This window comes from Dactylosporangium sp. CA-152071 (genome assembly GCF_050936335.1).
Taxonomy (GTDB): Bacteria; Actinomycetota; Actinomycetes; order Mycobacteriales; family Micromonosporaceae; genus Dactylosporangium; species Dactylosporangium maewongense.
In genome coordinates, this window is the sequence record NZ_JBNJMZ010000002.1 from 2,712,154 (window position 1) to 2,733,902 (window position 21,749).

General features: G+C 73.3%; 20 protein-coding genes and 1 pseudogene. 11 read left to right on the forward strand and 10 right to left on the reverse strand.

The genetic code is table 11. The features are described 5' to 3' along the window. Positions 1-12 precede the first annotated feature (12 nt). Together ACQEVZ_RS52140 and ACQEVZ_RS52145 are read right to left on the reverse strand one after the other, a co-directional pair. Positions 13-801, reverse strand: coding sequence for a citryl-CoA lyase (locus tag ACQEVZ_RS52140; RefSeq protein ID WP_433383018.1), 789 nt, complete (start codon positions 799-801; stop codon positions 13-15). Beyond that, on the reverse strand, positions 786-1,949 hold the full coding sequence (locus ACQEVZ_RS52145) for a CaiB/BaiF CoA transferase family protein (RefSeq protein ID WP_433383020.1): 1,164 nt from the start codon (positions 1,947-1,949) through the stop codon (positions 786-788). Before ACQEVZ_RS52145 ends, ACQEVZ_RS52140 begins: the two co-directional genes overlap by 16 nt. A gap of 186 nt (positions 1,950-2,135) precedes the next feature. On the opposite strand from ACQEVZ_RS52145, the gene ACQEVZ_RS52150 reads away from it, so the two are divergent. Together ACQEVZ_RS52150 and ACQEVZ_RS52155 are read left to right on the forward strand one after the other, a co-directional pair. Continuing rightward, positions 2,136-3,536: an amidohydrolase family protein gene (locus tag ACQEVZ_RS52150; RefSeq protein WP_354904128.1), complete on the forward strand. Its 1,401-nt coding sequence runs from the start codon at positions 2,136-2,138 to the stop codon at positions 3,534-3,536. Positions 3,537-3,648: 112 nt separating this feature from the next. Next, positions 3,649-4,143 carry a hypothetical protein gene (locus ACQEVZ_RS52155; protein WP_433383023.1) on the forward strand — a complete coding sequence of 165 codons (495 nt, stop codon included), beginning with the start codon at positions 3,649-3,651 and terminating at the stop codon, positions 4,141-4,143. Between the two features lie 49 nt (positions 4,144-4,192). On the opposite strand, the gene ACQEVZ_RS52160 is transcribed toward ACQEVZ_RS52155, so the two are convergent. Beyond that, positions 4,193-5,953 carry a cation:proton antiporter gene (locus tag ACQEVZ_RS52160; RefSeq protein WP_433383025.1) on the reverse strand — a complete coding sequence of 587 codons (1,761 nt, stop codon included), beginning with the start codon at positions 5,951-5,953 and terminating at the stop codon, positions 4,193-4,195. Between ACQEVZ_RS52160 and ACQEVZ_RS52165 the strand changes: the two genes are divergently transcribed. Then, positions 5,952-6,398: a pyridoxamine 5'-phosphate oxidase family protein gene (locus tag ACQEVZ_RS52165; protein WP_433383027.1), complete on the forward strand. Its 447-nt coding sequence runs from the start codon at positions 5,952-5,954 to the stop codon at positions 6,396-6,398. The genes ACQEVZ_RS52160 and ACQEVZ_RS52165 overlap by 2 nt on opposite strands. 94 nt (positions 6,399-6,492) lie before the next feature. Next, positions 6,493-6,732, forward strand: a complete 240-nt coding sequence (locus tag ACQEVZ_RS52170) for a hypothetical protein (protein ID WP_344498689.1) — start codon at positions 6,493-6,495, stop codon at positions 6,730-6,732. A gap of 55 nt (positions 6,733-6,787) precedes the next feature. Here ACQEVZ_RS52170 and ACQEVZ_RS52175 read toward each other — a convergent pair whose 3' ends face one another. After that, entirely contained in the window at positions 6,788-7,423 is a 636-nt protein-coding gene (locus ACQEVZ_RS52175) for an HNH endonuclease family protein (RefSeq protein WP_344498687.1), read from the reverse strand. Positions 7,424-7,658: 235 nt separating this feature from the next. Here ACQEVZ_RS52175 and ACQEVZ_RS52180 point away from each other — a divergent pair, with 235 nt between their 5' ends. Further along, positions 7,659-8,180 (forward strand): RICIN domain-containing protein, encoded by a 522-nt coding sequence (locus tag ACQEVZ_RS52180; protein ID WP_344498685.1) that lies wholly within the window; start codon positions 7,659-7,661, stop codon positions 8,178-8,180. Positions 8,181-8,314: 134 nt separating this feature from the next. Here the strand turns inward: ACQEVZ_RS52180 and ACQEVZ_RS52185 are convergent, their stop codons facing one another. From ACQEVZ_RS52185 to ACQEVZ_RS52195, 3 genes are read right to left on the reverse strand one after another with little or no spacing between them, the layout of a single operon-like run. Further along, positions 8,315-9,151: a DUF4437 domain-containing protein gene (locus ACQEVZ_RS52185; RefSeq protein WP_433383030.1), complete on the reverse strand. Its 837-nt coding sequence runs from the start codon at positions 9,149-9,151 to the stop codon at positions 8,315-8,317. Then, complete coding sequence (locus tag ACQEVZ_RS52190; RefSeq protein WP_433383032.1) at positions 9,148-10,629, reverse strand: class I adenylate-forming enzyme family protein; 1,482 nt, start codon at positions 10,627-10,629, stop codon at positions 9,148-9,150. The genes ACQEVZ_RS52185 and ACQEVZ_RS52190 overlap by 4 nt, the downstream gene beginning before the upstream one ends. A 27-nt stretch (positions 10,630-10,656) precedes the next feature. Continuing rightward, positions 10,657-11,517, reverse strand: coding sequence for a hydroxymethylglutaryl-CoA lyase (locus ACQEVZ_RS52195; RefSeq protein ID WP_344498678.1), 861 nt, complete (start codon positions 11,515-11,517; stop codon positions 10,657-10,659). 61 nt (positions 11,518-11,578) lie between these two features. Here ACQEVZ_RS52195 and ACQEVZ_RS52200 point away from each other — a divergent pair, with 61 nt between their 5' ends. From ACQEVZ_RS52200 to ACQEVZ_RS52210, 3 genes and pseudogenes are all read left to right on the forward strand, one after another. Continuing rightward, positions 11,579-12,772, forward strand: a complete 1,194-nt coding sequence (locus ACQEVZ_RS52200) for a CaiB/BaiF CoA transferase family protein (RefSeq protein ID WP_344498676.1) — start codon at positions 11,579-11,581, stop codon at positions 12,770-12,772. Further along, complete coding sequence (locus tag ACQEVZ_RS52205; protein ID WP_433383035.1) at positions 12,772-13,395, forward strand: isochorismatase family protein; 624 nt, start codon at positions 12,772-12,774, stop codon at positions 13,393-13,395. The genes ACQEVZ_RS52200 and ACQEVZ_RS52205 overlap by 1 nt, the downstream gene beginning before the upstream one ends. 63 nt (positions 13,396-13,458) lie before the next feature. Then, a pseudogene (locus ACQEVZ_RS52210) lies at positions 13,459-14,391 on the forward strand (acyltransferase family protein); the annotation flags it as partial. Positions 14,392-14,673: 282 nt separating this feature from the next. Here ACQEVZ_RS52210 and ACQEVZ_RS52215 read toward each other — a convergent pair. The 3 genes from ACQEVZ_RS52215 to ACQEVZ_RS52225 form a co-directional block, all read right to left on the reverse strand. After that, entirely contained in the window at positions 14,674-15,894 is a 1,221-nt protein-coding gene (locus ACQEVZ_RS52215) for an MFS transporter (protein ID WP_344498670.1), read from the reverse strand. Positions 15,895-15,919: 25 nt separating this feature from the next. Next, positions 15,920-16,666 (reverse strand): sulfite exporter TauE/SafE family protein, encoded by a 747-nt coding sequence (locus ACQEVZ_RS52220; RefSeq protein WP_344498668.1) that lies wholly within the window; start codon positions 16,664-16,666, stop codon positions 15,920-15,922. A 77-nt stretch (positions 16,667-16,743) separates the two neighbouring features. Further along, the gene (locus ACQEVZ_RS52225) at positions 16,744-18,177 is read right to left on the reverse strand and encodes a dihydroorotase (protein WP_433383038.1); all 1,434 of its coding nucleotides are present in this window, start codon (positions 18,175-18,177) and stop codon (positions 16,744-16,746) included. 75 nt (positions 18,178-18,252) lie between these two features. On the opposite strand from ACQEVZ_RS52225, the gene ACQEVZ_RS52230 reads away from it, so the two are divergent. The 3 genes from ACQEVZ_RS52230 to ACQEVZ_RS52240 are packed head-to-tail and all read left to right on the forward strand — an operon-like array spanning position 18,253 to position 21,658. After that, complete coding sequence (locus ACQEVZ_RS52230; RefSeq protein WP_433383040.1) at positions 18,253-19,449, forward strand: CaiB/BaiF CoA transferase family protein; 1,197 nt, start codon at positions 18,253-18,255, stop codon at positions 19,447-19,449. Next, on the forward strand, positions 19,449-20,270 hold the full coding sequence (locus ACQEVZ_RS52235; RefSeq protein WP_433383042.1) for a cyclase family protein: 822 nt from the start codon (positions 19,449-19,451) through the stop codon (positions 20,268-20,270). Before ACQEVZ_RS52230 ends, ACQEVZ_RS52235 begins: the two co-directional genes overlap by 1 nt. Continuing rightward, positions 20,267-21,658, forward strand: coding sequence for an MmgE/PrpD family protein (locus tag ACQEVZ_RS52240; RefSeq protein ID WP_433383044.1), 1,392 nt, complete (start codon positions 20,267-20,269; stop codon positions 21,656-21,658). The genes ACQEVZ_RS52235 and ACQEVZ_RS52240 overlap by 4 nt, the downstream gene beginning before the upstream one ends. The last annotated feature ends 91 nt before the right edge of the window (positions 21,659-21,749 follow it).

The following is a 21,749-nucleotide window of genomic DNA, read 5'->3' on the forward strand; positions in this document are numbered from 1 at the left end:
GCGCCGGTCCTTTCATTCGGGGGTGACGTAGCGGGCGTTGCGGTCGACGGTGCGGTAGATCGACAGGCCCAGGCCCGTGCGCTGCTCCTCGGCGAGGTGCCCGAGCAGCCCGGCGGCCCGCGCGAGGAGCGCGAAGCCGCGTAGCAGCGTCACCGGCAGGCCGAGGTCGGCGAGGGCCGCGCCGCAGACCCCGGCGCCGTTGAGCGGCAGGGTGCGGCCGAGGACCGCCGGGTGCGCCCGGCCGATGGCCTCGAACAGGCGCAGGTGCGGACCCCGTACACCCTCCTCGGCGGCGATCCGGATCAACACCGGCGTGCGCGGGTCCTGGACCTTGTGCACGGGATGGCCGAGGCCGGGCACGAGCTTCCCGGCGGCGCGCTGGGCGGCGATCGCGCCGGCGGCGACAGCGTCCCAGCCGGCGTCGTCGCCGGGATGCGTGTCCAGCCCGGACAGGACGGCGTGGAGGAACACGCCGCAGTCCTCGGTGACGCCGAGGAAGCGGGAGCCGCCGCCGAGCAGCCCCGCGGCGAGGGCGCCCTGCAGCGCCTCGGGTGCGCTGGCGTAGGTGACCCGCGCGGCGATGGCGGTGGGCGTGAACCCGTGGTCGGCGAGCGCGACGAGCACCGCCTCGAACACCCTGGTCTCGCCGGGTCCGGGCCGGCGCCCGGCGACGAGCCAGAACGCGAGCTCCCCGAAGCCGACCTTGCCCATCAGGTCCGCGGCCAGGTCCTGGCCGAGCAGCGTGATGCGGTCGGCGGAAGAGGTGCCGATACCGGTCGGGAAGCTCAGTTCTTCAGCCATTGCCGGATCTCCTCGCCGTGTTCGTCCAGGCCGGGCGGCGGCAGCTCGTAGCGCGGCGGGGTCGCCGACAGCGTGATCGGGTTGCGGATGCCGGGCACGGCGCCGGCCTCGACGACGGGGTCCAGGCCGAGCGACGCGGCGAGGGCGACACCGCCGTCGACGGTGTTGATCGGTGCGCACGGCACACCGGCGGCCATCAGCTCGTCGAACCACTCCTGTTTGCCCTTGGCGCGCAGCCGCTCCACGAGCAGCGGGCGCAGCGCCTCGCGGTGCGCGGTGCGGTCCTGGTTGCGCTGGAAGCGGGGGTCGTGCAGGAGTTCTTCGCAGCCGAGCACCGCGCACAGCTTGCGGAACTGCCCGTCGTTGCCGGCGATGACGATGAGGTCACCGTCGGCGGTGGGCAGCGGCTCGTAGGGGAACAGGCTCGGATGCGCGTTGCCCATCCGGAACGGCACGGTGCCGCCGGCGACGTAGCCGCTGCTGTGGTTGACGAGACCGGACAACGCCGACGACAGCAGATTGACCTCGACGTGCTGGCCGGCGCCGGACGCGGTGCGGTGGTGCAGCGCGGCGAGGATGCCGATGCCCGCGTGCATGCCGGCCATCACGTCGAAGACGGAGATCCCGGCGCGGAACGGCGGGCCGTCCGGGTCGCCGGTGAGGCTCATCAACCCGGAGACGGCCTGCACCATCAGGTCGTACCCCGGCATGGCCGCACCGGCGCCGGAGCCGAAGCCGCTGATCGAGGCGTAGACGACGGCGGGGTTGACGGCCGCGACCGAGGTGTAGTCGAGGCCGAAGCGGCGCAGCCCGCCGGGCTTGAAGTTCTCGATCAGGACGTCGGCGCGGGCGGCGAGGGCCCGCGCGGTGGCGAGGTCGTCGTCGTCGCGCAGGTCCAGGGCGATGGAGCGCTTGTTGCGGTTGATGCCCAGGTAGTAGGTGGCGACGCCGTCGCGGGTCGGCGGCATCCACGTGCGGGTGTCATCGCCGCCCGGCCCCTCCACCTTGATCACGTCCGCGCCGAGGTCGGCGAGAAGCATCGTGGCGTAGGGCCCGGCGAGGATCCGCGAGAAGTCGGCGACCAGCAGCCCGGCGAGTGGTCCGCAATTCCGTTCCGGTGCCGCCATCAGCTCCCTCTCGTCCGTCAAGCGGACAATCGTCCGTCAAATCAGTCTCGTCCCGGCTTCTTCTGGTGTCAACCAGGCTCCTGCCGGCGTTTGCGGCGTCGGTACGACTGCCGCTGCGGCAATCCGGACGCCTTGACAGCACCCGTGACGCGGCACACACTTTCGCCGACCGCTATACGGACTCTTGTCCGGAGGGAGTTGACAGCGATGGACGCAGTGCTGTTCCGCAACGGTCTGGTGCTGACGATGGACGACGCACACACGGTCCTGCCCGGCGCCGACGTCCTGGCCGTCGGCGGACGCATCGCCGAGGTCGGCGTCGGCCTCACCGCACCGCCGGGCGCCACCGAGATCGACGCCACCGGCGGCATCGTCATGCCCGGCATGATCGACACCCACCGGCACCTGTGGCAGACCGCGATGCGCGGCTACGGCGCCGACTGGACCCTCACCCAGTACTTCGTCTGGTACTACCTGGAGTCAGGCCGCCATTTCCGCCCCGAGGACATCTACGCCGGCAACGTCCTGGGCGCGCTGGAGGCGCTCGACGCCGGCGTCACCACCACCGTCGACTGGTCGCACGGCCTGCAGACCCCGCAGCACGCCGACGCCGCCGCCGACGCCCTCGAGTCGGTCCCGGGACGGTTCGTGCTCGCCTACGGCAACATCCAGCAGGGCCCGTGGGAGTGGGCGACCAGCCCCGGCTTCCGCGACTTCGTGGAGCGGCGCATGCGCGGCAGGCTCGGCTTCCAGATGGCGTTCGACGTGACCGGTGACCCGGCGTTTCCGGAGCGGGCCGCGTTCGAGGTCGCCCGCGAGCTCGACGTGCCGGTCACCACGCACGCCGGCGTGTGGGGCGCCACCAACGACGACGGCATCCGGCTCATGCACGAGCACGGGTTCATGACCCCGTCGACGATCTACGTGCACGCCGCGACGCTGTCCGGCGACTCCTACCAGCGCATCGCCGCGACCGGCGGCTCGGTGTCGGTGTCGACCGAGAGCGAGCAGAGCGCCGGGCAGGGCTACCCGCCCACCTGGCAGCTGCGCGACCACGGCATCCCGGTGTCGCTGTCGATGGACACCAGCGTCTGGTGGAGCGGTGACCTCTTCTCCGCCATGCGCGCCACCCTCGGCGCCGACCGCTCCCGGGAGCACCTGCAGGCGCACGGCCGCGCCGAGACCGTCACCCACGTGCACCTGCGCGCCGAGCAGGTCGTCGACTGGGCGACCCGCGGCGGCAGCAGGGCCCTCGGCCTCGACGGCGTCGTCGGCAGCCTCCAGCCCGGCCGGGCCGCGGACGTGGTGCTGCTGCGCAACGACGACTCCCCCGTGATGTTCCCGATCCTCAACCCGTACGGCCACGTCGCCTTCCAGGCGCAGCGCGGGGACGTGCACACCGTGCTGGTCGACGGCCGGATCGTCAAGCGCGACCACAAGCTCGTCGGCGTCGACCTCGGCAAGGCCCGCGCCGACGTCGAGCGGACCGTCGAGCACCTCATCGCCACCATGGGCCCCGACGCCTGGCGAAAAGGCATGAACCCGGACATCCCGGCGACGAAGATCCTCGACAACCCCTACACGTACACCGAATGGACGAACACCTGACGTGCCATCCGTCCGGTCGGCCGCGGTGGCACGTTCCGGGGATTCGAGCGATCTACGGCGTGCCTAACGTTCTTTCCGGCAGCACACCACGACTTCCCTGAGGCGGGCGACAATGAGCGAGTACGACGACGGCACCCAGCTCGACCCCGGCTACACCGGCGACGAGCAGCCCGACACGTACGGCGGCGACGGCGGCACCGACTACGGCCAGTACCAGACCGGCCAGGACCACCAGTCGCTGGACCAGCTGCACCAGGTCGACGCCAGCGAGAGCAGCTACGACAACCAGTTCAACGTGTACGAGCAGGACCACGCGGCCGCCGAGTCGACCTCGTTCGACCAGGGCCACCAGGTGTCCTACACCGACCCGAGCGGCGCGCGGTACGAGGAGTCGGACTTCACCTCGTACGACCACACCTCCGCCGAGCAGGACCACGTCTTCGCCGCCGAGGGCAGCGAGTCCTCGCACCAGGCCGAGCTCTCCACGCTGGACTCCCTGCGCGAGCAGCTCGACTCCGCGTTCACCTCGCTCACCGAGGGCCACATCGGCGGCGGCGGCGGCAACCCCGAGACCGGCAGTGCCGGCCTGGGCGTCGCGTCCAACTGACCGTTCCACGACAGGCCGCCCCGCGCTTCCGGGGCGGCCTGTCGTCGTTTCAGTGCACCTCGGCGGGGTCCAGGTTGGAGACCTCGGTGTCGAGCATGTGCTGGACGTGCTGGAGGGCGCGGGAGGTGTACGTGCCGGACTCGCGCGCGTCCAGCAGCGCGGCGTGCGCCGACTCGAGCAGCAGCCGGTGCAGCTCACGGCGCTGGTGCGCGAGGTCGCTCTCCTCGGGATCCTGCGGCCGGGTGAGGGCCTGCCCGATCGCGGCGTTCTCCCGGCGGGCCGCCTCGAGCGCCTCCTCGTCGAACAGCGCCCCGCTGGCCTGCCGCAGGTCGGGGTTGTCCAGGACGTCCTCGCCCTCGGCGGTGATCTCGCCGATCAGCCGGGCCAGCTCGCGCCGGTCGGCCTCGGCGTCCGTGCCGGCGATGCGCAGCCGCTTGATGAGCACCGGCAGCGTCGCGCCCTGCCCGAGCAGTGTCACGATCGCGACGGTGAACGCGATGAGGATCAGCTGCGAGCGGTGCGGGACGCTCTGCGGCAGCGACTGGGCCGCGGCGAGCGTGACGACGCCCCGCATCCCGGCCCAGGCGAGCGCCGCGCCGCCCCGCCAGCCGAGGCCCTCCGTGGTCAGATAGGCGTCGTCGGCCTGCCGGCGGCGCACCAGCGACGCGACCCACCCGGCCCGCCGCGCCGACTTCGGCGACTCGTGCTGCCGCTCCGTCAGCTTCGCCAGGATGCCCTGCAGGCGGTCCTTGCGGGCGCGGGCGCGGCGCTGGTCGTGGCGCAGCATCGCGGTCAGCGGCGCGACGAACATGACCCGCAGCAGCACCAGCAGGGCGGTCACGGCCAGGCCGATGCCGACGGTCACGGCGACGTCGTCCTCGCCGTGGTGCACGTCACCGACGACGGTGACGATCTGGTACCCCATGAGCAGGAACACGCCGTTGTCGAGCAGCAGCTGGATGGTGCGCCAGTTGGTGCGCTCGCTGATGCGGTCCTGCGCGGTGAAGTGCCGCGCGCTCTGATGCCCGGTCACCAGCCCGGCGACGACGACGGCGAGGACGCCGGACGCGTGGATCTCCTCCGCGGGCACGAACGCGAGGAACGGCACGATGAACGAGATCGCCGTGGTCAGCACCGGCTCGGCGAGCTTCGCCCGGATCCACACGGTGAGCAGGCCCGCGACGAGCCCGATGACCAGCCCGCCGGCGACGGCGAACGCGAAGTCGCCGAGCACGTCCCACGCCGACACGACGCCGGCCGTCGCGGCGACCGCGGACCGCAGCAGGACCAGGGCGGTCGCGTCGTTGATGAGCCCCTCGCCCTCCAGCACGATGACGAGCCGCGGCGGCAGGCCCAGCCGCTTGCCGATCGAGATCGCCGCGACCGCGTCGGGCGGGCTCACGACCGCGCCGAGCGCGATCGCGGCGGCCAGGCTGAGGTCCGGGATGAGCGCGTGCAGCAGGAGCCCGACGGCGAGCGCGGAGATGACGACGAGCAGCACCGACAGCCCGCCGATCGCCTTCACGTTGCGCCGGAAGTCGGTGGCGTGCACGGTGACCGCCGCCGAGTAGAGGATCGGCGGCAGGACCACGGTCAGGATCAGGTGCGGGTCGACGTTGACGTTCGGGACGAACGGGATGTAACTGACCCCGATGCCGACGACGACGAGCGCGATGGGCACGGCCACACCGACGCGTGGCGCCACTTTCGCGACCGAGACGATGGCGAGAACCGCCGCTATGGCGAGAAGCCCGTGCTGGAGGTGCATGCCACAGTCTGTCATGGGCCCTGCTGGCATCATGGGTGCCATGACCACCTGGCAGGACGTCGAGCGGGCCGAGCCGGAGTTCGCCGGCCGCGTGCGGGCCCTCTTCGACACGCACAAACACAAGACGATCGCCACGCTCCGCGCCGACGGCTCCCCCAGGATCTCCGGCATCGAGGCGCAGTTCGCCGACGGCGACCTGGTCTTCGGCTCCATGCCCGGCGCGCGCAAGGGCGCCGACCTCCGCCGCGACCCGCGCTTCGCCCTGCACAGCGCCACCGTCGACCCCGTCGACGGCGCCGAGGCCGACTGGCCCGGCGAGGCGAAGATCACCGGCCGCGCCACCGCCACCGAGGGCGAGAAGGGCAGCGACCGCTTCGTCGCCGACATCACCGAGGTCGTCCACACCCACCTCGACCCGAAGGCCACCCTGCTCGTCGTCGAGTGGTGGACCCCGGCCCACGGCCTGCGCCGGGTCGAGCGCGAGTAGCCGGCCGGGGCGGCACCCGGGGTTCACGACCCGGGGCTACCATGGCGGTCCTTCGGGGGCGTGGTCCGGACACACCTGCAGAGAGGGAACTGTCATGAGCGAATCTGTCGAGACCCGGGGCGACCAGCGCGACGAGCTGCTCGCCGTCGACACGAACCAGGACGGGGTCGCGGACGTGCTCGCCATCGACACCGACGGCAACGGCAAGGCCGACCTGTTCCAGCTCGACAGCGACGGGGACGGGCAGGTCAACGTCACCATGGTCGACCTCGACGAGGACGGCGTGATGGACGTGAAGGTCGACGGCGACGGCGGGCACCCCCTCGCCGGCTGACCGCGGACTGTCCGAGCCGTGTGCCGGGGCGCGCGAACGCCCCGGCACCCGTGGGTCAGGACGAGCAGGTGTTGAGCATCGTCTGCAGCGCCGACTTCTCCGACGACTGGAGCTTCAGCGCCCAGTAGTACTTCACGGCGATCCACATCTTCGCGTACGTGCAGCGGTACGACGACAGCGACGGCTGCCACGTCGACGGGTCCTTGTCGCCCTTGGACTGGTTCACGTTGTCGGTGACGGCGATCAGCTGCGGGCGGGTGAGGTCGTTGGCGAAGCTCTGCCGCTTCGCGGTCGTCCAGGAGCTCGCGCCGGAGCGCCACGCCTCGGCCAGGGGCACCACGTGGTCGATGTCGACGTCGGATGCGGCGGTCCAGGTCGCGCCGTCGTACGGGGAGTACCAGCGGCCCGAGGTCGCCGCGCACGAGCTGCTGGTGACGACGGACGTGCCGTCGCGCTTGAGGACGGTCTCGCGGGTGTCGCACGCACCGCTGATGGTGATCCAGTGCGGGAACAGGTCGCGGGAGTAGCCGCTGCTGGAGCCCTCGGTGGCGACGGTCAGCGCGGTGAGCCAGCTCTGTGCGGTCGCCTTGGACGGGATCCCTGACGGGGCCGCGTGCGACGGGGCGCCCAGGACGAGGGCGGCGAGCACCCCGGCCAGCAGCGCGGCGATCAAACGGGACGGTCGGGTCATTCCAGCTCCGATCAGACGGTAAGGCGGCGTGGCTTCGCCGCCGCCAATATCGACGATCACCAGTGTCTGGTGCGACCGCCGCCGCGTGAACATCCCGTGGCCGTCCTACGACGGGACAGATGGTCGTTTGCCCCTGAACGACCGCGGCGGTTTCAGCGCCGTTTCAGCGCCGGGCGGCACGGTTCCCGGTGCGCGCCGCCAACCCGGGCGGCGCCACGACCGACAGGAACCGATCATGTTCACGTTTGCCCGCCGCATGCTGCTCGCTCTGGTCCTCGGCGCCGGCCTGGCCGCCGCGCCGGTCGCCGCCGCCCACGCCGACACCGCTCCGGTCTGGAGCTCCTGGGACGTGGCACACAGCGGCCAGTGCATGGATGTGCCCGACTGGGGGACAGCCAACAAGCTGCAGCTGCAGCAGTCGCCGTGCAACGGCTCCACCGCCCAGCTGTTCGACCTGGAGCCGGTCGGCACCGAGGGCTTCTACCTGATCCGCAACTACAACAGCGGCAAGTGCCTCGACGTCCGCGACCGCAGCAGGTCCAACAACGCGGCGGTCCAGCAGTACACCTGCCACGGCGACCTGAACCAGCAGTGGTTCAAGATCGACATCCTGACCGTGCCCGGCTACTTCCACTTCGTCAACCACAACAGCTGGAAGTGCCTGACGGTCAAGGACGGCAGCATCCTCGCCCTGGCCAAGCTCGTCCAGTACGACTGCAACCCCGGCAACGTCACCACCCACCAGGCCTGGCGCTGACCCCCGAACCGCACCGACGGCGCGCCGGCCCTCCCCCGAGGGCCGGCGCCCGCGCATCCGCGCCCGGGAGCGACCAAGGACACGGCAAGGCCGCCGGCCCGGTGGGACGGCGGCCGCGCCGAGGTGGGAGGGGGTCACATGCCGTCGCCGGACCAGGCGCCTCTGGAGCGGGAGCGGACGGGAAGCGTGGAGATGACCGGGGCCTCGTGGGTGTGGTAGTTCTCGGCGTTGCCGCCCCACTTGATCCATTCGTCCGTGGTGTACCAGTTGATCAGCTCGCCGTCGGAGCGGATGATCCAGTCGATCTCGGTCTCGGCGATGAAGTGGCCGTGCTTCACGCCTGCGGGGCGGAAGCAGTAGGTGCCTTCGTCGATGTCGCCGAAGTTGTAGGCCATCTTGCCGCTGAGCGTGTAGAACTCCTCGTAGCACGGGTGGTGGGCGAGGCGGTGGTCGCTCCAGCCCTTCGGCGCGCGGATCAGCCGGGTGTAGAAGCCGGTCACCGGGTCGCGGTGCAGCAGCTTGATGTAGAGCGGCGTGAGCGGGCCGACGGTCGGCGCCGCCACCCAGTCCATCGCGTTGGAGTCGATGATCGACGGCGCGCCGTCGGACCGGCGCGGGCCGTCGGGGTCGAAGCCGGCGTCGCCGTACTCGCGCCAGTGCAGCACGTGGCTGCCCTCGCGGATCTTGATCCAGTCCATCGGCACGCCCTTGGGCACCTGGAGGTAGCCGCCCGGTCCGACCTCGGTCCCGCCGTACACCAGCGAACCCGACACGACGTAGAACTCGGTGTCGGCGTGCGGCACGCCCGGTCCCCGTCCCCAGTCGGCCGGGAACTGCAGGGACAGCGACGACGAGCCGTCCTCCTCGTCGGTGGACAGCCGGCGCTCGACTGCCTTGCCCTCCCCGAACGGCAGCTCGGCCGCGTGCCAGATGTAGTCGTCCTCGTGGATCAGCTCGACATGTGCCCTCAACCCGCGCTCCTCAGCTCTCGTTTCAGCACTTTGCCAGCCGCGTTGCGGGGCAGCGCCGCGATCGGCCGGATCTCCTTCGGCACCTTGTGTCCGGCGAGCCGGCCCCGCAGGTGCTCGCGCAGCGCGTCGGGCCGCAGCTCGGTCCCGGGCCGCACCACGACGTATGCGACGACCCGCTCGCCCCACCGGTCGTCGGGCTCGCCGACGACGGCGGCCTCCACGACCGACGGGTGCGCGGCCAGGGCCTCCTCGACGTCGCGCGGGTAGACGTTCACCCCACCGGTGATGATCAGGTCCTTCTTGCGGTCGACGATGGTGACGTACCCCTCGTCGTCGACGACCACGACGTCCCCGCTGGTCAGGAAGCCGTCCGCGGTGGTGCACTCCGCGGTCGCCGCCGGGTTGTCGAGGTAGCCGTTCATGAGGAACGGCGACCGGCTGAACAGCTCCCCCGCAGTGCCGCGGGGCACCGGCACGCCGTCGTCGTCGACGACCCGGATCTCGGTCATGAACCACGGGTGCCCGACGGAGCCGGCCTTGCGCCGCGCGTCGGCGGGGCGCAGGTTGGTGATGACGCCGGCCTCGGTGGAGCCGTAGAGCTCGTGCACGCCGACGCCGGGGAACGCGGACAGGACCCACTCCTTGAGCGCGACGGGCAGCGCGGCGGCGTTGAAGTACAGCGTGTCGAGGCTGCGCAGGTCGTGCCCGGCCAGGCCGAGCTCGCGCAGCCCGACGGCGTGCGTCGGCACCAGGAACACCGACTGCAGCCGGTCGCGCTCCACCATCGCCAGCAGCGCGCCTGGGTCCCACGCGCGCAGCATCGACACCGTCCCGCCGGTGAAGACCGACGCGTAGGCGAACGCGAACCCGGCGCCGTGATACATCGGCGCGACCGCGACGGTGCGCCGGCCCGGCCCGAGACCCCATTCGAGGGCGGTGCAGTAGAAGGTCAGGCAGCGCGAGCGGTGACTGATGAGCACGCCCTTCGGCGCGCCGGTGGTCCCGGAGGTGTACGCGATGCAGAACGGGTCCTGTTCGCCCACCGGGACCCACGGGTCGGTCCCCGCGGCGCCGGCGAGCACGGCCTCGTAGTACGGGCCGAGCGGCAGCGTGAAGCCGACGTCCACCGCGCGGTCCTCGAGCGCGGGGTCCAGGATCAGCGCCCGCGCGCCGGAGTGCCCGGCGATGTAGGCGGTGTCGGCGGCGGTCTGCCGCGGGTTCAGCGGCACCATCGGCAGGCCGGCCTTCGCCAGCCCGGCGGCGATCTCGCAGTATTCGAGGCGGTTGCCGGACAGCACCGCGACGGGGTCACCCGGTCGCAGGCCGACGGCCAGCAGCGCGTTGGCGAGGCGGCTCGCGCGGTCGTCGAGGGCGGCGTAGGTGAGCGTGCGGTCGCCGTCGATCACCGCGACGGTGCCCGGGGTCGCGCGGGCGAACTCCCGCACGCCGTTGGCGATGTTCAGCTGAGCGCCAGTCACGGCGTAATGGAAACACCGTTTCCATTCTCAATCAAGGGTCCGGCCGAGCATGGCCGGCACCTGGATGCCGAGCCGCGACCCGATCCAGGTCCCGGTGGCGGCGAGCGCGGGCAGGTCCAGCCCGGTCCCGACGCCCATGCCGTGCAGCAGGTACGTGAGGTCCTCGGTGGCGATGTTGCCGGTCGCCCGCGGCGCGAACGGGCAGCCGCCGATCCCGCCGATGCTGGCGTCCAGCGTCGTGATGCCGGCCTCCAGGGCGGCGACGGCGTTGGCGTAGCCGGTGTTGCGGGTGTTGTGGAAGTGCGCCCGCAACGGCACGCCGAGCGCCCCCAGCTCCGCCGCGAGGGTCCGCACCTGGGTGGGCACGCCGACGCCGATCGTGTCGGCGATCGCGATCTCGCGCGGGCCGCTCTGGAGCGCCGAGGCCGCGATCCCGAGCACGCGGTCCACCGGCACGGCACCGGTGAAGGGGCAGCCGAACGCGGCCGCGATGGTCAGCGAGGCGGGGATCCCCGCGGCGGCGACCTCGTGCCACACGTCGAGGGCCTCCGCCGTGGTGGTGCCCTGGTTGCGGCGGGAGAACTCGTCGGAGGCGACCACCACCATGTTGACCTCGTCCACCCCGGCGGCCAGGGCCCGGTCCAACCCGCGCCGGTTGAGCACGAGGCCGATGTACGTGACGCCGGGCCGCCGCGGCACCGCCGCCATCACCGCCTCGGCGTCGGCCATCTGCGGCACGCGGCCGGGGTGCACGAACGCGACCGCCTCCAACCGGCGGATTCCGGCGTCGAGGGCGCGCGTGATGTAGTCGACCTTCACCTCGGTGGGCAGCAGGACCTTCTCGTTCTGCAGGCCGTCGCGCGGACCCACCTCGACGATCTCCACCATTGCCGACGCACTCCCGGTTCCTCTAGCGAAACAACGTTTCCCAACCGTACACTGCCGAACCATGGGTGGTCCGCTGTCTGATATCCGTGTCCTGGAGACCGGGACGCTGCTCGCAGGTCCGTTCGCCGGGCAGCTCCTCGGCGACTTCGGTGCCGAGGTCATCAAGCTCGAAGACCCCGGCAAGGGCGACCCGATGCGCGAGTGGGGCCGGGAGAAGCCGCACGGGCAGTCGCTGTGGTGGCCGGTCGTGGCCCGCAACAAGAAGTCCGTGACCTGCAACCTGCGCACCGCCGGTGGGCAGGACCTGGTCCGGCGGCTGGTCGCGTCGTCGGACGTGCTGGTCGAGAACTTCCGGCCCGGCACCCTGGAGCGCTGGGGCCTCGGCTACGCCGAGCTGTCGGCCATCAACCCGCGGCTCGTCCTCGTCCGCGTCACCGGCTACGGCCAGACCGGCCCCTACGCGCCGCGCGCTGGCTTCGGCTCGATCGGCGAGGCGATGGGCGGCATCCGGCACGTCACCGGCGAGCCCGACCGCCCGTCCAGCCGGGTCGGGGTCTCCCTCGGCGACGCGCTCGCCGGCACGATGGCCGCCTACGGCGCGGTCATGGCCGTCCACGCGCGGGCCCGGACCGGTCGCGGGCAGGTCGTCGACTCCGCCATCTACGAGGCCGTGCTCACCTACATGGAGTCGCTGCTGCCCGAGTGGGTCGTCGCCGGGTACCAGCGCGAACGCACCGGCGCGATCCTGCCCAACGTGGCGCCCAGCAACGCCTACCCGACCGCCGACGGGGTCGACATCCTCATCGCCGGCAACCGCGACACCGTGTTCGTGCGCCTGTGCGAGGTGATGGGCCGCCCCGATCTCGCGCTGGACCCGCGCTACGCGACGCACGGCGCCCGCGGCGCCAACCAGCAGGAGCTCGACGACCTGATCGCGGCCTGGACCGCCACCCTGCCGGCGAACGAGACCCTCGCGTTGCTGCATGCGGCCGGTGTACCGGCGGGCAAGATCTACCGGCCGGCCGACATGCTCGAAGACCCGCACTTCGCGGCCCGCCAGTCCATTGTGGACGTCCCGCACCCCGACTTCGGCGCGCTGCCCATGCAGGCGCCGGCGCCCCGGCTGTCGGACACCCCGGGCTCGATCCGCTGGGCCGGCCCGGCGCTCGGCGAGCACAACGCCGCCGTGTACGGCGAGCTGCTCGGCCTGTCCGCCGACGAGCTCGACAAGCTGCGCGCGGACGGCGTGATCTGATGTCGCTGGACGATGACTACGTCGGGGCCGGATTCTCCGCCCGGCTGGGGTGGGGGGTGCGGCCGGCGCTGCTGCTCGTCGACCCGGTCGTCGCCTACCTGTCGCCGTCCTCGCCGCTGTACTGCGCCACCGCGGCCGACGCCCTCGCCGCGATGGCGTCGCTGCTGGCGTCCGCCAGGTCCGCCGGGCTGCCGGTGGCGTTCACCGCCGTCGGGTTCGCCGACGAGACCTGCTCCGAGGCGCCGCTCTTCGCCGCCAAGGTGCCGGGCCTGCGGGTGTTCGCCGACGGCTCACCGCTCGCGGCGCTGCCCCCGGAGCTGGCGCCGCTCCCCGGCGAGCTGGTGCTCCGCAAGCACTACGCGAGCGCGTTCGCCGGGACCGCGCTCGCCGCGTGGCTGACCGCCGCCCGTGCCGACACCGTCGTCATCGGCGGCTACTCGACGTCGGGCTGCGTGCGGGCCAGCGCCGTCGACGCGCTGCAGGCGGGCTTCCGGCCCATGGTGGTGCGGGAGGCGTGCGCCGACCGCGCCCCCGGCCCGCACTCCGCGAACCTGTTCGACCTGGACGCGAAGTATGCGGACGTCGTCTCCCTGGAGTCGGCGCGGCGCGCCATCGCAGGATGAGGTTCGATGTGAGGCGCTTCCGGACCGCCCTTGTGGATGCGCATCGTTCGTTAAACAACTGGGGTGGATCGTAACAGCCGCCTGCCGTCGCTCACCGGACTGCGCTGGGTTGCCGCGTTCATCGTCTTCGGCCAGCACCTGCTCGAGCAGTACTTCAATCCGCAGCTCGTCGCGCCGAAGCCCGTCCGGTCCGCGGTCTGGGCCCTGCTCGCGCACGGCGGCGGCCTCGGCGTCTCGTTCTTCTTCGTGCTGTCCGGCTTCGTGCTCGCCTGGTCGTTCCGCCCCGGCACGCCGGCGACCACCTTCTGGTGGCGGCGCTTCACCAAGGTGTACCCGCCGGCGATCGTCACCACGGTGGCGGCGGTCTTCATCGTCGGCGGCGCCGGCCCGCTGCAGCTGGCCACCCACCTGACCCTCACGCAGAGCTGGCTGCCGCGCCGCGACGTGTACACCGCGCTCAACATCGTCAGCTGGTCGCTGTCCTGCGAGGTGTTCTTCTACCTGTGCTTCCCGCTCCTGCTCGCCGGCCTGCGCCGGCTCGGGCCGGCCGGGCTGTGGGCGATCGCGGTCATGATGGTCGAGTGCGTAGCCGCCCTGGCCACGAACCTCGTCCACGCCTCGCACGACACCGCGGGCTGGGTCGGCTACGTCCTGCCCCCGGTCCGCATGGCGGAGTTCACGCTCGGCGTCACGGTCGCGCTGCTGGTCCGCTCCGGCGCGTGGCGCGGCCCCGGCCTGCGCTGGTCCCTGGCGCTGGTGCCCCCGGCGATGGTCGCGGGCCTGTTCGCGCCCTACCCCGTCAACGAGCACGCCCTGACCCTCGTCCCCGTCACCTGCGTCGTGGCCGCCGCCGCCCGCGCCGACCTGTTCGGCCGCAAGACCTTCTGGTCGCGGCCCGCCATGGTGTACCTGGGAGAGCTGTCCTTCGCGTTCTACCTCGTGCACTTCCTGGTGATCATCGGGTTCGACCGCACCGGTCTGCTCCCGCACCAGGCCGGCCCGGCCCAGGCCCTCGTCGCGACGGTGTCGGTGCTGTGGTTCAGCCTCATCGCCGCCGTGCTGCTCCACCACGGCGTCGAGCTGCCCGCCCTCCGCCTGATGCGCCGCACCGCCTCGGCCCCCGCCGCCGGCCGCCACCGCCGCATCGCCCTGACCTCCGCGCCCGCCGTCCCGAGGCAACGCCGGGAGCTACCGGCCCACGCGGTGCCGGCCCCGCGCGCCCCCACCACCAGACCACGATCGCGCGCCCGGCACGCGCTGCAGCCGCCCCGGCTCGGGTCAGGGCGGGTCGGTCGCCGTCGTCGACGGGTGGAGCGCGCGGAGGCCGGCGACCGCGAGCACGGCCGTCGCGACGGCCGCGGCGAGCGCGACCAGCAGGCCGCCTCGGGCGCCCGAGCCGTCGACCGCCACGCCCGCCGCGGTCGCCGCGAGGGCGGAGCCCGCGGCGCTCGCCGAGCCGAGCCAGGCGAACGCCTCCGTCAGCACCCCGCGGTCGACGACGGCGTCGGCGAGGACGGAGCCGAGGACGATGACGACCGGCACGGCGGCCGCGGTCAGCACCGCTCCCGCCGCGACCCCCGCCAGGCCGCCGGCCGCCAGCGGCAGGGCACCGAGTCCCAGCGCGGCGCCCGCCAGGGCCAGCTGGGTGCGTGGGGGGACGGGCCAGGGGCGCAGGCCGTACAGGAGGACCGCGACGAGACCGGTGCCGTTCGACGCGGCGAAGAGCACGGCCGCCAGCTCCGGCGCGCCGCGCTCGACGGCGAACGCGGTCACGGCGATCGACATCGTGCCGAAGAAGCCGCCGATGGCGGTGTTCACGCCGACGAGCAGCAGGAAGCCGGGTCGTCGCAGCGCCCGGCGGTGGTGCGACCGGTGGCGGCCGTCGGTCGCCACGACCGGCGGCGCGGTCCGCCGTTGCAGCGCGAGCAGCGACCCGCCGGCGACCACCAGCGCGGCGGCGGTCAGCGTGCCGAGGACGGGCCGGCCCGCCGCGGCGATCGCGCTCACCAGCGCCGGCCCGACGAGGTACGCGACGCTGTTGCTGAGCGACTCCAGCGCGTACGCCGACGGGAGCGCGGCCCGCCGCCCGCCGTCCAGCAGCGCCGACCACCGGGCCAGGGCGACCGCGCTCAGCTGCGGCAGGCTCGCCCCGACCAGCGCACCAGCGACGGCGAGCAGCCAGGCCGGCGCGTGCCCGGCGGCGCCCGCCACGAGCGCACCGACCGCCACGGCGTGCACGACGGCTCCCGGCAGAAGCACCCTGGCCTGCCCGAACCGGTCGATCAGCCGCCCCACCTGCGGCCCCACCACGGCGTCCGCGACGGCGAACGCCCCGGTGACCAGGCCGGCGGTCGCGTAGGACCCGGTCGCGTCCCGGACCAGCCACACGATGCTGAGGCTCGTCATGGCGATCCCGACCCGGCCGCCGGCCGTCGGCACGAAGAACGCCGCCGCGCCCGGCGTCCGCAGCAGCGCCCGGTAGCTCGCCGCGCCGGTCACCGCAGACCGCGGGTGGGTGCGGCGGTCACCGGTACGCCTGCCAGCCCAGGTGGACGGCGAGGCCGAGGCCCAGGGCGGCGATGACGCCGCGGAGCGCGGCCGGCGGGCTGCGGCGGATGACCACCGGGCCGAGGCGGCCGCCGATGAACAGGCCCACGCCGAGTGGCAGCACGGCGAGCCAGTGCACCGGGCCGAAGAGCGCGAACGCGAGCGCGGCGACCGCGTTGGCCGCGCCCAGCAGGACGTTCTTCTCGGCGCTGCCCTGCGCGAACGTCGCCGGGGTCAGCGCCAGCAGCAGCGCGAGCAGCACGATGCCGGCGGCCGCGCCGAAGTAGCCGCCGTAGACGCCGACCAGGGCGACCCCGCCCGCCAGGAACCACCCGTGGTGCCGGTGCGGCTCGGCGTCGGCCGGCCGGCGGGGCAGCAGGATCGCCAGGGACGCGCCCGCGATCAGCCACGGCACCACCACCTCGAACGTCTCCGCCGGCGCGAGCAGCAGCAGCGCGCTGCCGGTGACCCCGCCGGCGACCGCCGCGACGGCCAGCCGGCGCAGCCGCGCGGCCCGCCCGGCGAGCTCGGGGCGCGACCCGGCGATGGACCCGGCGCTGCTGAAGACGAGCGAGACGCTGTTGGTGACGTTCGCCGTGACGGGCGGCAGCCCGATCGCCAGCAGCACCGGGTAGCTGATCAGCGACGCCAGCCCGGCGACGCTGCCCACCAGCCCGGCGCCGACCCCGGCGAGGGGCAGCAGCGCATACATCCACCACGACACGCACCGGAGTCTTCCCTGCGGCCCGCCGGCGCCGCCGGCAGGTCACCCGCGCCGGAGATCCGTCACACCGAGGGGTGTCAGCGGGCGACGAACGCGCCCCGGGGGTCGCCGACGACGGCGCCGTCGCGGTACGCCACCTGCCCGCGCAGGACGGTGGCGACGGGCCAGCCGCGGACCTTGCGACCGGCGAAGGGGCAGTGGTCCTGGCCGGACAGGAGCAGCTCGCCGGTCACCTCCTGCTCGAGGCCGGGGTCGACGACGGCGAGGTCCGCGTCCTGGCCGACGAGCAGCGAGCCCTTGCGCGGCCAGAGGCCATACGCGCGGGCCGGGTTGCCGGAGACCAGCTCCGCGACCCGGTGCGGGGCCAGGCCTCGCTTGTGCATGCCCTCGCTGAGCAGCACCGGGTAGAGCAGGCCGGTGCCGCCGAAGCCGGGCAGCGCCGGCCACAGCTCGTCGCCCTTGTGCTCCTCCAGGCAGCAGGCGTGGTCGGAGGCGACCCAGTCGACCTTGCCGGACAGGACGCCGTCCCAGAGCGCGGCGCTGTCCTGCGCGCTGCGGATGGGCGGGTTGACCTTGCCGCCGAGGCCGGACAGCTCGTCGTAGTTGAGGCAGAGGTGGTGCAGGGTGACCTCGGTGCGCAGGTCCAGGTCCGGGCGGGCGAGCCGGGCCTCGGTGGCGGCCGCCAGGGCCTCGCCGCTGGACAGGTGCAGCAGGTTCACCGGGCAGGCGGTCGCGGCCGCGAGGGTGGTGGCCTCGCCGATCGCGACCCGCTCGGTGAGCGGCGGGCGGGCGTCGGAGTACGCCCTCAGCGTCTGCGGGTCGCCGGCGGCGCGGACCCGCTCGATGAACAGGCGCATCAGCTCGGCCTGCTCGCAGTGCAGCGACAGCGAGACGCGGCGGCCGGCGTCACGGGCCGCGGCGGAAACGGCGGCGGCGGAGACGGCCTCCATGATCTGGTAGAGGTGGCCGAGGTCGTACTCGTCGCTCATCGTGAACGCCTTCGCGTCCCGGGAGTCGGCGGACAGGTTGAAGCCCTTGTAGAACATGTAGTACTTGAACGAGCTGATCCCGTGCCGGTCCACGAGCGCGGGCACCTCGCCGACCTGGCGGGTGTCCATCGGCGCGAGGTGGAAGCCGAAGTCGGTCCAGGAGCGGCCGGACACGGCGGCCAGCACCTCGGGGAGGATGTCCTCGTAGGCGCCGGTCTTGTTCAGGTAGTGCTGCCCGGTCCGGAAGTAGGACAGCACGGTGGTGGCGCCGCCGACGAGCGACGAGCGGGTCTCCTCGGCCGCGTCCACCTCCAGGGGCCGGTAGATGCCGAGGTGGTAGTGCGCGTCCACGGCGCCGGGGAAGACCAGCTTGCCGGTCGCGTCGAGCACCTCGTCGGCGTCCGTGAGGTCCTCGCCGATCGCGGCGATCCGGCCCGCGCGGGTGGCCAGATCGGCCCGGATCTCCCCCGTGTAGGGCAGCACCAGCGTGCCGTTCTTGATGATCAGGTCGTACCGCGACACGTGAAGCCCCTTCCCGGCGTTTCCCTCAATGTAACGGGGTTTCCATTTCGGCGGAAGTGCCGTTAGGCTCGGGTGGTGGAACCGCAGCCCGCCCTGGCAGGCATCACCGTGGTGGACGTGTCCACCCTGTTCGCCGGCCCCCTCGCCGCCACCATCCTCGGGGACTTCGGCGCCGACGTCATCAAGATCGAGCATCCCGTGAAGGGTGACCCGTCCCGGGGCCACGGCCCCGCCAAGGACGGCGTGCCGCTGTGGTGGACCCTGCTGGGGCGCAACAAGCGCTGCGCGACCCTCAACCTGTCCAAGCCCGCCGGCGCCGAGCTGCTCAAGCGCATCCTCGCCGGCGCCGACGTGCTGATCGAGAACTTCCGGCCCGGCACCCTGGAGCGGTGGGGCCTCGGCCCCGACGTCCTCGCCGAGGTCAACCCGCGCCTGGTGATCGCGCGGGTGACCGCGTTCGGGCAGTTCGGCCCGTATGCGAACCGGCCCGGCTTCGGCACCCTGGCGGAGGCGATGAGCGGCTTCGCGGCCATCACCGGCGAGCCCGACGGGCCGCCGACCCTGCCGCCGTTCGGGCTCGCCGACGGGATCGCCGCCATCTCGGCCGCGCAGGCGGTGACCACGGCGCTGCTCGCCCGGCACACCACCGGCCGGGGGCAGGTGGTCGACCTGGCCATCATCGAGCCGATCCTGACCCTGCTGGGGATGCAGCCGATGGTGTACGACCAGCTCGGCGTCGTCCAGGCGCGCACCGGCAACCGCAGCGTCAACAACGCGCCGCGCAACACGTACCGCAGCCGCGACGGCAAATGGCTCGCCGTCTCCACCTCCGCCCAGGCCGTCGCCGAGCGCGTGCTCCGTCTCGTCGGGCATCCCGAGGTGATCGCCGAGCCGTGGTTCGCGGCCGGGGCCACCCGCGCCCAGCACGCCGACCTCCTCGACGGCTACGTCGGCGACTGGATCGCGGCCCGCGACGCCGCCGACGTGATCGCCGCGTTCGAGGCGGCGGAGGCGGCGGTCGCCCCGATCCACGACATCGCCGCCGTGTTCACCGACCCGCAGTACGCGGCGCTCGGCACGCTGCGCGCCGTCGACGACCCGGTCCTCGGCCCGGTCCGCATGCAGAACGTGCTCTACCGCCTGTCCGCCACCCCCGGCGACATCCGGTGGACCGGCCCGCGGCTCGGCGCGCACAACGACGAGATCTACCGCGACCGGCTCGGCCTCACCGGCGAGGACATCGAGAAGCTGCACGCGGACGGGGTGCTGTGATGTCCGGATTCCTCGAGGGTGCCACGGTCCTGGACCTCGCGCAGCCGATGCGCCGGGGCATGCCCCAGTCGCCCAACCACCCGCCGTTCCGGATGGCGCTCGAGCGCCGCCACGGCGACCTGGTCCGCCCCGACGGTGGTTCGGCCGCGAACGAGCTGATCGTCACCGGCGGCCACGTCGGCACCCACGTCGACGCCCTCGCGCACGTGTCGCAGGACGGCCTGCTGCACGGCGGCGTCCCCGCGTCCTCCGTGCAGAGCCACCTCGGGTTCACCTCGCACGGCATCGAGTCCTTCGAGGTGTACGTCGGCCGCGCCGTCGTGCTGGACGTCGCGCGCGTGCACGGCGTCCCGGTCCTGCCCGCCGGCTACGAGATCACCGCCGGCGACCTCGACGCGTGTGCCGCCGATGTACGGCCCGGCGACGCCGTCCTCATCGGCACCGGCTGGTCGCGCCGGTGGGAGGAGCGCGACGCCTTCATCGGACAGCGCGACGGCACGCCCGGCCCGGGCGTCGCCGCCGGCGAGTGGCTCGCGTCGCGCGGCGTCAGGGTGGTCGGGGCCGAGACGATCGCCTTCGAGCACATCCCGCCGGGCAAGGGGCACGCGGTGCTGCCGGTCCACCGGATGCTCCTCGTCGAGCGCGGCGTGCACATCGTGGAGACGATGCGGCTGCACCCGCTGCTGGACACCGGCGCCCGCGAGTGCCTGCTGGTGCTCAACCCGCTGCCGATCGTCGGCGCGACCGGCGCCCCGGTCCGCCCGCTCGCCATCCTGCCGCCGGCCGGGAACACAGCCGCGAACCCAGGGGGTGCGGCATGACGTTCGTGGAGCGCCTCGCCGGGTTCGCGGTCGCCTGCCGGGACGAGCCGTTGCCGGCCGAGGTGACCGCCGACGTGCCCGCCCGGGTCCTCGACATCCTCGGGCTCGCCCTCGCCGCCCACGGCGACCCGGACGCCGACGCCGCGCCCGCGGTCCTGCGGTCGGTGCGCCGCTGGGGCGGCACCGCGGAGGCGACCGTCATCGGCTCCGGCGACCGGCTGCCCGCCCCGGCCGCCGCGCTCGTCAACGGCACCCTGGCGCACTCCCTCGACTTCGACGACACGCACCTGCCGTCGGTGCTGCACCCGTCGGCGTCCGTCGTCCCCGCCGCCCTCGCCACCGCTCAGGCCACCGGCGCGCCGGGCGCGGCGGTGCTCGCGGCCGTCGCCGCCGGCGTCGAGCTGACCAACCGGCTCGGCATGGCGGCCTACGACCCGGCGATCGCCAACAGCATCTTCTTCGAGCGCGGCCTGCACGCCACCTCGATCTGCGGCGCGATCGGCTCCGCGGCCGCCGCCGCGCTGCTGCTCGGCCTCGACGTGCCCGGGGTCGCCTCGGCGATGGGCGTCGCCGCCAGCATGGGCGCCGGCCTCATCGAGGCGAACCGCACCGGCGGCACCGTCAAGAAGGTGCACTGCGGCTGGGCCGCGCACGCCGGCGTGTCCGCCGCCTACCTGGCCGCCGACGGGCTCACCGGCCCGCCGACCGTCCTGGAGGGCAGGTTCGGCTTCTTCACCGCGTACACGGACGGCCGCCGCGACGACGACGCGCTCCTGGGCGACCTCGGCACCCGCTGGGAGCTGCTGCGCACCGCGTTCAAGCCCTATCCGTCCAACCACTTCACCCACCCGGGCATCGACTGCGCCCTCGCCCTGCGCGCCGCCGGCCTCGACCCGTCGGCCGTGGACTGGATCGAGCTCGGGGTGGCGGCGCCGACGCTGCGCACCATCGCCGAACCCGCCGCCGAGAAGGCCCGGCCGCGCAGCACCTACCACGGGAAGTTCTCCGGCCCCTACACGGTCGCCACGGCCCTGCTCGGCGGCGGCGGGCTCGGCGTCGGCCTGGACGACTTCACCGGCCCGCTCGACCCCGCCCGCCTCGCCCTGGCCGCCAAGGTCCGCTGCGTCGCCGACGACCGCGCCACGAAGATCTTCCCCCACGCGTTCGCCGCCGTCCTGCGGATCGGCGGCGGCGGCACCGTCCACGAGCACCGCGTCGACGCCTCGCTCGGCAGCGCCGAAGCACCCCTCTCCCCCGCCGCCCTGACCCGCAAGTTCCAGCTCAACGCGGCCCGCGCCCTCACCCCCGACGCCGCCGGGGCGCTCGCCGCCCGCACCACCGCCCTCGCCACCCTGCCCACGGTGGACACCCTGCTCGGACAGTCGTGAAGCCGTCGCTCACATGACGGAGCGTGACCGCGCTGCTTCCATGTGCGCATGCCCACACGGAACGCGACCGTCATCGGTGCCCACGTCCTCA